This is a genomic window from Actinotalea sp. C106 (assembly GCF_023630195.1).
In the GTDB taxonomy this organism is placed as follows: domain Bacteria; phylum Actinomycetota; class Actinomycetes; order Actinomycetales; family Cellulomonadaceae; genus Actinotalea.
Genome location: NZ_JALPKN010000100.1, coordinates 1 through 10,563, shown reverse-complemented (window position 1 = coordinate 10,563; position 10,563 = coordinate 1). Strand labels below are relative to the sequence as shown.

8 protein-coding genes are annotated in these 10,563 nt (G+C 70.1%); all 8 read left to right on the top strand.

What is annotated here, in order from left to right; genetic code table 11:
- On the top strand, positions 1-1,062 hold a 1,062-nt coding region (locus tag L0B03_RS08695), incomplete at its 5' end, for a LacI family DNA-binding transcriptional regulator (RefSeq protein ID WP_374204923.1).
- A 126-nt stretch (positions 1,063-1,188) separates the two neighbouring features.
- A complete protein-coding gene (locus L0B03_RS08690; RefSeq protein WP_250445415.1) occupies positions 1,189-2,793 on the top strand; it encodes a xylulokinase in 1,605 nt (534 codons plus the stop codon).
- A gap of 70 nt (positions 2,794-2,863) precedes the next feature.
- On the top strand, positions 2,864-3,550 hold the full coding sequence (locus tag L0B03_RS08685; RefSeq protein ID WP_250445414.1) for an L-ribulose-5-phosphate 4-epimerase: 687 nt from the start codon (positions 2,864-2,866) through the stop codon (positions 3,548-3,550).
- A gap of 76 nt (positions 3,551-3,626) precedes the next feature.
- Positions 3,627-5,135, top strand: coding sequence for an L-arabinose isomerase (gene araA, locus L0B03_RS08680; RefSeq protein WP_250445413.1), 1,509 nt, complete (start codon positions 3,627-3,629; stop codon positions 5,133-5,135).
- 211 nt (positions 5,136-5,346) lie between these two features.
- Entirely contained in the window at positions 5,347-6,252 is a 906-nt protein-coding gene (locus tag L0B03_RS08675) for a DeoR/GlpR family DNA-binding transcription regulator (RefSeq protein ID WP_250445412.1), read from the top strand.
- Positions 6,253-6,367: 115 nt separating this feature from the next.
- A complete protein-coding gene (gene chvE / locus L0B03_RS08670; RefSeq protein WP_250445411.1) occupies positions 6,368-7,531 on the top strand; it encodes a multiple monosaccharide ABC transporter substrate-binding protein in 1,164 nt (387 codons plus the stop codon).
- Between the two features lie 94 nt (positions 7,532-7,625).
- Positions 7,626-9,167, top strand: a complete 1,542-nt coding sequence (gene mmsA, locus L0B03_RS08665) for a multiple monosaccharide ABC transporter ATP-binding protein (RefSeq protein ID WP_250445410.1) — start codon at positions 7,626-7,628, stop codon at positions 9,165-9,167.
- Positions 9,164-10,339: a multiple monosaccharide ABC transporter permease gene (gene mmsB, locus L0B03_RS08660; protein ID WP_250445409.1), complete on the top strand. Its 1,176-nt coding sequence runs from the start codon at positions 9,164-9,166 to the stop codon at positions 10,337-10,339. Before mmsA ends, mmsB begins: the two co-directional genes overlap by 4 nt.
- Positions 10,340-10,563: the final 224 nt, after the last annotated feature.

Sequence of the window (10,563 nt, the reverse complement as noted above, 5' to 3'; positions counted from 1 at the left end):
GGCCGAGGCGGCCCGGGACCGCTCGCGCGAGCTCGCCGCCGAGATGGACGGGTGACGGTCCGCCGCCCCCCGGCGATGAGCGACGTCGCCGTCGTCGCGGGGGTCTCGCACCAGACCGTCTCGCGGGTGCTCAACGCGCACCCGAGCGTCCGGCCGGAGACGCGGCAGCGGGTGCTCGAGGCGATCGAGCAGCTCGGCTACCGCCGCAACGTCGCGGCCCGCGCCCTGGTCACCCGGCGCACCGGCACGTTGGGTGTGGTCACCTCGGGCTCGGCGCTCTTCGGGCCGACCAGCACCCTCATCGCGATCGAGGAGGCCGCGCGCGAGGCCGGGTACTTCGTCAGCCTCGCGACGGTGGCGCGGTGGGAGGTCCCCGCCCTGCTGCGGACCCTCGAGCACTTCATGTCCCAGGGGGTCGAGGGCATCGTCGTGGTGGCCTCGCACGACGACGCGGCCGACGCCGTCCGTGGCTTCGAGAGCACGGTCCCGGTGGTCATGGTCGGCCCCGAGGACCTGCAGGGTCCACAGCTCCACTCGGTCGCGGTGGACCAGTACGCGGGCGCCCGGATGGCCGTCCAGCACCTGCTGGACCTCGGCCACCACGACATCGCCCACCTCGCCGGCCCCGAGGACTGGTTCGACGCCCGGGCCCGCTCACGTGCCTGGCGCGACGCCCTGGTCGAGGCGGACGTCGAGCCCCGGACCGAGATCGCGGGGGACTGGCGCGCCGACCGTGGCTACGAGGTGGGCCTCGAGCTCGTGGCCGAGGGCCTGCCCAGCGCGGTCTTCGCGGCCAACGACCAGCTCGCCCTCGGGTTGCTGCGGGCCTTCGCCGAGGGTGGGGTGCGGGTGCCCGAGGACGTGTCCGTGGTGGGCTTCGACGACGTGGACGGCTCGGCGAACTTCTACCCGCCCCTGACCACGGTGCGTCAGGAGTTCCGCACCCTGGGGGCCCGGTGCCTCGAGGTGCTGCTGGCCGCGATCGAGGGCCAGACCCCGTCCCGGCAGCGCATCGAGCCCCGGCTCGTCGTCCGCGCGAGCAGCGGGCCGGGGCGCCCGTGAACCGGCCGTCCCGGGCGCTCGCGGGTACGGTGCCAGGGCACCGAAGGTCCCGGAGGGGCCCTTCGGCACCATGCTAGTGTGAGCGTTAACATCGACGACGAGATCCAACCAATGACGGAGGACCGCATGGCCACCGACGACCACGCCACCGCCGCCCGGGACGAGATCACGGCCGGGCGCGCCGTCCTCGGCATCGAGCTCGGCTCGACCCGCATCAAGGCGGTCCTCATCTCCTCGGACGGCACGCCCCTCGCGGTGGGCGGCCATGCGTGGGAGAACCAGTTCGTCGACCGGATGTGGACCTACTCGCTGGACTCGGTCTGGACCGGGCTCCAGGAGAGCGTCGCGGCCCTCGCGGCCGACGTCCAGCAGCAGTACGGCGTCCCGCTCGCCTCGGTCCGCGCCCTCGGGGTGTCGGCCATGATGCACGGCTACCTCGCCTTCGACGCCGACGGCGAGCTCCTGGTGCCCTTCCGCACCTGGCGCAACACCACGACCGGCCCGGCCGCGGCCGAGCTCAGCGAGCTCTTCGGTCACAACATCCCGCTGCGCTGGTCGATCGCGCACCTCTACCAGGCGATCCTCGACGAGGAGCCGCACGTCCCGCAGATCGCCTCCCTCACGACCCTGGCGGGCTACGTCCACCGACGTCTGACGGGCCGCTCGGTCCTTGGTGTGGGGGACGCCTCAGGGGTCTTCCCGGTGGACTCCGGGACCAAGGACTACGACGCGCGCATGCTCGCCCAGTTCGACGAGCTGGTGGCCGCACGCCGCCCCGGGCTGCGCCTGGCCGACCTGCTCCCCGAGGTGCTCGTCGCGGGCCAGGAGGCCGGGCGGCTCACCCCGGAGGGAGCCGCGCTGCTCGACCCGACGGGCACCCTCCAGCCCGGCGCCCCGCTGTGCCCGCCCGAGGGGGACGCCGGGACCGGCATGGTCGCGACCAACGCCGTGGCCCCCCGGACCGGCAACGTCTCGGTCGGGACGTCGATCTTCGCCATGGTCGTGCTCGAGCGGCCCCTCGAGCAGGTGCACCACGAGCTCGACCTGGTCACCACCCCCGCCGGGGACCTGGTCGCGATGGTGCACTGCAACAACGGGGCCAGCGAGCTCGGGGCCTGGGCTGAGGTCTTCGGCCGGTTCGCGGCCGCCCTCGGTCACCCCGCGGGGGCCGACGAGGTCTTCGGCGCCCTGCTGCGCGAGGCCCTCGACGGCGAGGCCGACGGCGGCGGGCTGCTGGCCTACAACTACCTCTCGGGGGAGCCGATCACCGGGCTCGACGAGGGACGCCCCCTCGTGGTGCGGACCCCGGACAGCCGGCTGACCCTCGCGAACTTCATGCGGGCCCAGGTCTACGGCGCCTTCGGCACCCTGAGCCTGGGCATGCGCGTCCTCGCCGGCGAGAAGGTCGAGCTCGACACCCTCTACGCGCACGGTGGCATGTTCCGCACGGCCGGGGTCGCCCAGCGGCTGCTCGCCGCCGCGGTCGGGGCCCCCGTGGCCGTGGCCAGGACGGCGAGCGAGGGAGGGCCCTGGGGGATCGCCGCCCTCGCGGCCTACCTCGAGACCGCGGGCGAGGAGGACCTGCCGACCTTCCTCAGCACCCGCCTCTTCGGGGACAGCGAGGTCGACGTCGTCGCGCCGGACCCGCAGGACGTCGCGGGCTACGGCGTCTTCCTCGAGCGGTACAGCGCGGGGCTCGCGATCGAGCGGGCGGCCACCGAGGCGGTCTAGCCGCGCAGCGCGGTCTCAGGACAGGCACCACAGCGCGCACCACGCGTGCACGGACGAAGGAGACGACGGGATGACTGGTCTGGACGCCTACGGGCCCGAGGTCCACGAGGAGGTCGCGCGGGTCCGCGAGCTCGTGAGTCGGCTGCACGCCGAGCTGCCTCGCTGGGAGCTGGTGGTGTGGACGGCGGGCAACGTCTCGCAGCGCCTGAGCACCGCCGACCTCTTCGTCATCAAGCCCAGCGGGGTGACCTACGACGAGCTGACCCCCGAGTCGATGGTGGTCTGCGACCTCGACGGCACCCTCGTGGACGGCGACAGGTCGCCCTCCTCGGACACGGCTGCGCACGCCTACGTCTACCGTCACATGCCTGAGGTGAACGGCGTCGTGCACACCCACTCGACGTACGCCACGGCCTGGGCGGCGCGCGCCGAGCCGGTGCCCTGCGTGCTGACGATGATGGCCGACGAGTTCGGCGGGGACATCCCCATCGGGCCCTTCGCGCTGATCGGTGACGACTCGATCGGCCGCGGCATCGTCGAGACCCTGCGCGAGTCCCGCAGCCCGGCCGTCCTCATGCAGAACCACGGCCCGTTCACCATCGGCAAGGACGCCAAGGCCGCGGTCAAGGCCGCGGTCATGGTCGAGGAGGTCGCGCGGACCGTCCACATCTCGCGCCAGCTCGGCGACCCGCTGCCGATCCCGCAGGAGGACGTCGACCGCCTCTACGACCGGTACCAGAACGTCTACGGCCGCTGAGCGGCCGCCCGCCCCGAGCCCCTGCACCCGTCGACCGTCCCCTCGACCTCACCCCGTACGTGACGAAGGAGTCCCCATGACCAAGCCCTACGCCGACCGCGAGCTCTGGTTCTGCACCGGCAGCCAGGACCTCTACGGCGAGGACACGCTCCGCCAGGTGGCCGAGCAGTCCCAGGCGATCGCTCGCGAGCTCGAGGCCGCCGACGCGGTCCCGGTCAAGATCGTCTGGAAGCCCGTCCTCAAGGAGTCCGACTCGATCCGGCGGATGGCCCTCGAGGCCAACGCCTCGGACGCGTGCATCGGGGTCATCGCCTGGATGCACACGTTCTCGCCGGCCAAGATGTGGATCGCCGGTCTCGACGCCCTGCGCACCCCGCTGCTGCACCTGCACACCCAGGCGAACGTCGAGCTGCCGTGGTCGACGATCGACATGGACTTCATGAACCTCAACCAGGCCGCGCACGGCGACCGGGAGTTCGGCTACATCCAGTCGCGGCTCGGTGTGGCCCGCAAGACCGTCGTCGGGCACGTCTCGAACCCCGCGGTGCAGCAGAAGGTCGGCACCTGGGCGCGGGCCGCCGCGGGCTGGGCCGCGACCCACGAGCTCAAGCTCGCCCGCTTCGGCGACAACATGCGCAACGTCGCCGTCACCGAGGGGGACAAGACCGAGGCCGAGCTGCGCTTCGGCGTGAGCGTCAACACCTGGGGCGTCAACGACCTGGTCGCCGCCGTCGACGCGGTCGAGGACTCCGCAGTCGACTCCCTGGTCGCGGAGTACGAGGACACCTACGACGTCGCGGCCGAGCTGCGCGCGGGCGGGGACCGGCACGACTCCCTGCGCTACGGGGCCAAGCAGGAGCTCGCGCTGCTGGCCCTGCTGGGGGAGATCGGCGCGACCGCCTTCACCACGACCTTCGAGGACCTCGGCGCCCTGCGCCAGCTCCCGGGCCTCGCGGTCCAGCGCCTCATGGCCCAGGGCTACGGCTTCGGGGCCGAGGGGGACTGGAAGACCGCGATCCTCGTGCGGGCCGCCAAGGTCATGGGTGAGGGCCTGCCCGGCGGTGCGTCCCTCATGGAGGACTACACCTACGACATGGTCCCGGGGGACGAGAAGATCCTGGGCGCGCACATGCTCGAGATCTGCCCCACGCTGACCACCTCGCGGCCGAGCCTCGAGGTGCACCCCCTGGGCATCGGCGGCAAGGAGGACCCGGTCCGCCTGGTCTTCGACACCGACTCCGGCCCCGGGGTCGTGGTCGCGCTGTCGGACATGCGCGACCGGTTCCGGCTCACCGCCAACGCGGTGGACATCGTCCAGCCCGACGAGGAGCTGCCGAACCTGCCCGTGGCCCGCGCCGTGTGGAAGCCCCAGCCTGACTTCGCCACCTCGGCCGAGGCCTGGCTCATGGCCGGGGCCGCCCACCACACGGTGCTGTCGACCCAGGTCGGCGTCGAGGCCTTCGCGGACTTCGCCGACATCGCCCGGACCGAGCTGCTCGTGATCGACGAGTCCACGACCTCGCGGGGCTTCGCCCAGGAGATCCGCTGGAACCACGCGTACTACCGGCTCGCGCAGGGCTTCTGAGCCGAGCAGGACCCGGTGACGTGCCGGGGAGAGGGGTACCCGACGGGGCGCACGCCGTCGGGTACCTCTCTTGCTTTCGGAACGAGAAGTGAACGGTCCGACACCGGGGACCAGGGCAGCGGCACCCATGGGTCAAAGTGCGTGTGACCTGGGATCACGCAAACGGGTGACAGAGGTCGGCAGACCTTGCGGACGCGGTGGCGCAGGACCTATGGCCCGGTCGATCGCCGCCCGACCCACCGTTACTGTTTCGCAATCAAAAGTTGGCTTCAAGAAGTTGACGCAAGGTCGTCCCAGCCCCGAAGGTAGGGACGTGCTCAAAGAAGAGGCAGAGCAGCTGCCGGTCACGGTGCGCCGTGCTCGCATGCTCCAGCTGATCGCCGAACGCGAGTTCGTGCGTGTCGCCGACCTGTCCGAGGCCTTCGGCATCTCCGACGTCACCGTCCGCGCCGACCTCGCGGCTCTCGAGATCTCCCACTCCGTGCGTCGGGTCCGTGGCGGTGCGATGGCCCCCCCGCGCGGCATCCGGTCCGAGCCCTCCTTCGAGGAGTCCACGGTCGAGTTCGCCGGGGAGAAGCAGCGTATCGGCGTCGCTGCCGCGGCCCTCGTGGCCCCGGGGACGAGCCTCCTGCTCGACGTCGGCACCACCACCACGGCCGTCGCCCGTGCCCTCGTCGCCCGGACCGACCTCGAGGGCGTCACGGTCGTCACGAACGGCCTCAGCGTGGCCCTCGAGCTCGAGGCGGCGGTCGGCCGGTTCGACGTGGTCGTGACAGGCGGCACCCTGCGTCGGCTGCAGCACTCCCTGGTGAACCCGATGGCCACGACCCTGCTCGAAGGGCTGCGCGTCGACCTCGCGATCGTGGGGTGCAACGGGGTCGACGCCGAGCACGGCGTGACGAACCTGAACCTGCCCGAGGCCGAGGTCAAGCAGGCGATGATCCGCGCCGCGGAGCGCACGGTGGTCGTGGCCGACGGCTCCAAGCTCGGTCAGGTCCACCTCGGGCGGGTCGCGACGACCGACCAGGTCGACACCCTGCTCACCGGCGCCTCGGCGCCGGAGGAGGAGATGCGGCGACTCAGACGCCGCGGCGTGGACCTCGTCCGCGTCGAGTAGGCCGCTCGCGGCACCCACAGAACTTCCTGACCGGTTCGGTCAGGTCGCCCGGACCGATCAGGGAACCGCCCGGATCAGTCCACATCAGGAAGATGCACGTTCTCGAGGAGGAGACATGAGCACCAAGAAGTTTGCCGCAGTCGCGGCAGGCCTGACGCTCGCGATGGGCCTTGCCGCTTGCGGTGGCGAAGGCGCGGGCAGCGACCCGGACACCGACGGTGGTTCCGAGGGCGGCGAGGCCGTCGAGGGCGGCACCATCGGCGTCTCGATGCCGACCCAGACCTCTGAGCGCTGGATCGCGGACGGCAACGCCGTCCAGGCCGGCCTCGAGGGCGCGGGCTACGACGTCGACCTGCAGTTCGCCAACGACGACATCCCCACCCAGTCGCAGCAGATCGACCAGATGATCACGCAGGGCGTCGACCTGCTCATCGTCGCGGCGATCGACGGCACGGCCCTGACGGGTCAGCTCGACGCCGCCGCGACCGCCGGGATCCCGGTCATCGCCTACGACCGCCTGATCAACGACAGCGAGAACGTCGACTTCTACGTCACCTTCGACAACTTCGAGGTCGGCGTGCAGCAGGCCACCTCGATGCTCGTCGGCCTGGGCGTCCTCAACGAGGACGGCTCGGAGGGCGACGCCGAGGGCCCGTTCAACGTCGAGCTCTTCGCCGGCTCGCCGGACGACAACAACGCGACCTTCTTCTGGGACGGTGCGATGTCCGTCCTCGAGCCCTACATGGAGGACGGCACGCTCGAGGTTCCCTCGGGGCAGACGGACTTCGAGCAGGCCGCCATCCTGCGCTGGCAGCAGGAGACCGCCCAGCGTCGTATGGAGGACCTCCTGACCTCGGCGTACAGCGGTGGCGACACCGAGCTGCACGGCGTGCTCTCGCCCTACGACGGTCTGTCGCGCGGCATCATCACGGCCCTCCAGGGCACCGGTGGCTACCCCGCCACGATCGAGGAGGGGCTGCCGGTCGTCACCGGGCAGGACGCCGAGATCGCCTCGGTCAAGCTGATCGCGGACGGCACGCAGTTCGCGACCATCTTCAAGGACACCCGCAAGCTCGCGGACCAGGCCGTCATCTCGGCCGAGTCCTTCCTCGCGGGTGACGAGCCCGAGGCGAACGACACCGAGAGCTACGACAACGGGGTCAAGATCGTCCCGTCGTACCTGCTCGAGTCGGACATCGTCTACGAGTCCAACATCCAGGAGCTGCTGGTCGACAGCGGCTACTGGACCGAGGAGCAGGTCGAGTCGGGCCAGGCCTGACCTACGCAAGCCCCGATCCGGCCCGGCGGTCCCCCCACCGCCGGGCCGGATCGGCCCCGCCAGCGCGGCCCACGAGAATCGAGGACTGAGGCCGATGAGCAACAACATTCTGGAGATGCGCAGCATCACCAAGACCTTCCCCGGCGTGAAGGCTCTGCAGGACGTCACCCTCGAGGTCGAGCGCGGGGAGATCCACGCGATCTGCGGCGAGAACGGCGCCGGCAAGTCGACCCTGATGAAGGTGCTCTCGGGTGTGTACCCGCACGGCACCTACACCGGCGACATCTATTTCGAGGGTGAGCACGCCAAGTACGGGACGATCAACGACTCCGAGGACCACGGCATCGTGATCATCCATCAGGAGCTCGCACTCATCCCCTACCTCTCGGTCGCGGAGAACATCTTCCTCGGCAACGAGCAGCGCGGCCGCGGCGGCATGATCGACTGGAACCACACCAACTCCGAGGCAGCCAAGCTCCTCGCCCGTGTGGGCCTGCATGAGAACCCGACCACCCCGATCAACCAGCTCGGCGTCGGCAAGCAGCAGCTCATCGAGATCGCCAAGGCCCTGTCCAAGAAGGTCAAGCTGCTCATCCTCGACGAGCCGACGGCTGCCCTCAACGACACCGACTCGGCCCACCTGCTCGATCTCCTGCGCCACCTCAAGGGCCAGGGGATCACCTCGATCATGATCTCTCACAAGCTCAACGAGATCGCCGATATCGCCGACCGCACCACGATCATCCGTGACGGCCGCACCATCGAGACCATCGACATGAAGGACCCCGAGTCCACCCAGGACCGGATCATCAAGGGCATGGTCGGCCGCGACCTCGAGCAGCGCTACCCCCAGCGCACCCCCGAGATCGGCGAGGAGGTGCTCCGGGTGGAGAACTGGACCGTGCACCACCCCACGCAGCACGATCGCGTCGTCGTCCAGGACGCCTCGTTCAACGTCCGGGCCGGCGAGGTCGTCGGCATCGCCGGTCTCATGGGCGCGGGCCGCACCGAGCTGGCCATGAGCGTCTTCGGCCGCAGCTACGGCCGCGACATCACCGGGCAGATCTACCTGCGCGGCCAGGAGATCAAGGTCCGCAACGTCTCCGAGGCGATCTCCCACGGGCTCGCGTACGCCACCGAGGACCGCAAGCGCTACGGGCTCAACCTCATCGAGGACATCCGCCGCAACATCTCCTCGGCCGGTCTGAACAAGCTCTCCAAGCGCGGCTGGGTCAACGGCAACGAGGAGCTCAAGATCGCGGGGGAGTACCGCGAGAGCCTCAACATCAAGGCCCCCAGCGTGCTCTCGGTGGTCGGCAAGCTCTCGGGCGGCAACCAGCAGAAGGTCGTGCTGAGCAAGTGGCTCTACACCGACCCCGACGTGCTGATCGTCGACGAGCCCACCCGTGGGATCGACGTCGGGGCCAAGTACGAGATCTACACGATCATCAACCGGATGGTCGCTGCAGGGAAGGCGGTCGTGGTGATCTCCTCCGAGCTGCCCGAGCTGCTCGGCATCTGTGACCGCATCTACACCCTCGCCTTCGGGCGGATGACCGGAGAGGTCCCTGCGGGCGATGCCACGCAGGAGAGCCTCATGGAACTCATGACGATGGAAAAGGACCAGGTGCAATGACCGGCATCGCCGACGTACGGGAGCTCGTCACCCGGAACCTGCGGCAGAGCGGGATCTTCATCGCGTTCATCGCGATCGTGGTGCTCTTCTCGATCCTGAACCCGAACTTCCTCAGCCCGGGCAACCTGACCAACATCATCCTGCAGTACTCCTACATCCTGATCCTCGCGATCGGCATGGTCATCGTGATCATCGCGGGGCACATCGACCTCTCGGTCGGCTCCCTGGTGGCGCTGACCGGGGCGGTCTCGGCCACCGTGGTCATCCAGGGCGGTAGCCCGTGGTGGATGGGCGTGCTGGCGGCGATGGTCGTCGGTCTCCTCGCCGGGGCCTGGCAGGGGTTCTGGGTCGCCTTCGTGGGGATCCCGGCCTTCATCGTCACCCTCGCGGGCATGCTCATGTTCCGTGGGCTGACCTACCTGGTGCTGGACAACATCTCCCTGTCCCCGTTCGGCGGCACGTACTACCAGATCGCCAACGGCTTCCAGAACGGCCTCTTCGGCGGTCCCGGGTACGACGTCTTCACCCTCGTGATCTTCGCGATCGCGGTGGTCGGGTACGCGGTGAGCCAGTGGCGTGCGCGGCAGGCGAAGGTGGCCTACCAGCAGGCCGTCGAGAGCCTTCCCGCCTTCATCGTCAAGATCGTCCTGGTCGGTGCGGTGGTCATGTGGTTCGCGTATCAGCTCGCCCAGAGCCGCGGCCTGCCCAACGTCCTGATCCTGCTCGCTGCTCTGATCATCATCTACACGCTGGTCACGCAGAAGACGGTCTTCGGACGGCACGTCTACGCGATCGGCGGCAACCTGAGCGCCGCGCAGCTGTCCGGCGTCAAGGTGCGGAAGGTCAACTTCTTCATCTTCGTCAACATCGGCTTCCTCGCGTCCATCGCGGGCATCGTGTACTCCTCACGGTCGAACGGCGCCCAGCCGGGCGCGGGCAACATGTTCGAGCTCGACGCGATCGCCGCCTGCTTCATCGGCGGTGCCGCCGTGACCGGTGGTGTCGGCCGGGTGACCGGGGCCATGATCGGTGGTCTGATCATGGCCGTGATGAGCAACGGCATGCAGCTCATGGGTGTCGACCAGTCGACCCAGCAGGTCGTCAAGGGCCTGGTGCTGCTCCTGGCCGTCGCCTTCGACGTCTACAACAAGCGTCGGGCCGGCACCCGCTGACCCGCGCCTGCCGCATGCACTGACGGACCCGCGAGGGCCCGGTCCACCTTCGGGCGGGCCGGGCCCTTCGCTGTCCCGGGACCTCGGTGCCGGGGCCGGTCGGAGGGCTCGGCGGCCGTGCGCCGGTCTACGGCAACCGAGCTGGCGAGCGGCGGACCGCCTCCCCGGCACGCAGCGGGTCGAGGGGGACCGGGCTGACCAGGGTCGCCGGTCCTCAAGTCGGA